This is a genomic window from Micromonospora sp. NPDC049275 (assembly GCF_043197115.1).
Lineage (GTDB): Bacteria > Actinomycetota > Actinomycetes > Mycobacteriales > Micromonosporaceae > Micromonospora.
Window position 1 is genome coordinate 1 of sequence record NZ_JBICSN010000032.1, and the last position, 1,027, is coordinate 1,027.

Below are 1,027 nucleotides of genomic sequence, written 5' to 3' on the forward strand. Positions count from 1 at the left end.
CTAGGCCGTGTTTCGTAGGGCACGAAGCCATTGGTTGATGGCGGCGATGGTGAGGGTGGCTTCGTAGCGCACGGCGAGTTTGTCGTATCTGGTGGCCATGGCGCGGTGTTGTTTGAGCTGGTTGATGCCGCACTCCACGGCGTGACGCAGGCGGTAGACGTCGGGGTCGAAGGCGGGCGGACGTCCGCCTTGGGATCCTTTGGCCTTGCGGTGCGCGTCCTGGTCAGCCTTGCTCGGGATGCACGCGCGGATGCCCCGGGATCGCAGGTGGGCGCGGTTGGCCTTGGACGTGTACGCCTTGTCGGCCAGCACGGTGTCGGGGCGGGTGCGTGGCCGGCCACCACCGGCTCTGGGGATGCGGACCTTGGCCAACACGGGGATGAACTGTGGGCTGTCACCACGCTGTCCGGCGGTCACCACCAGGGCCATCAGTTTGCGGCCCTGCTCGCAGGCCAGATGGGTCTTGGTGCTCCAGCCGCCCCTCGACCGGCCGAGCCCGTGATCTGCCGGCTCGGCCTGCACACCACCAGGAGGCTCCTTCTGCGCCCGGCCGTCGCGGCGGGCTCCCGCCGCGTGTTGGTGGGCGCGGCTGATGGTCGAGTCCACGCTCACCGTCCAGCCGACCAACCCCGCCGCGTCCGCGCGGGCCTGCAACGAGGTGAGAATCTGCGCCCAGACACCGTCACGCTGCCACCGCCGAAACCATCGATACAAGGTCTGCCACGGCGGGTACTCCGCAGGCACGTCGCGCCACGGCGATCCGGTCCGGACCCGCCACCGGATCCCGTCGATGATCAGTCTCATGGTCCATCTGCGCGGCCGAGCATGACCCATTCCGGCAGGCAGCAACGGCTCCAACGCCGCCCACTGCACGTCGGTCAGGTCATGTCGCCTCACTGCCGTTACGCTCGGCACGAGGTCTCCGGTGTGAAGTTCTAGCTTGGTCGCTGAACCAACTACCGGAGACCTCTTCAATTAGCGACCACCGCCACGCCCCAACATCAACGCCCTACGAAACACGGCCTAG

General features: G+C 67.6%; 1 protein-coding gene. It reads right to left on the bottom strand.

Features of this window, described 5'->3' with window-relative positions; translation table 11 throughout:
- Positions 1-897 carry an IS5 family transposase gene (locus tag ACGFIE_RS33730; protein ID WP_393302691.1) on the bottom strand — a complete coding sequence of 299 codons (897 nt, stop codon included), beginning with the start codon at positions 895-897 and terminating at the stop codon, positions 1-3.
- Between the last annotated feature and the right edge of the window lie 130 nt (positions 898-1,027).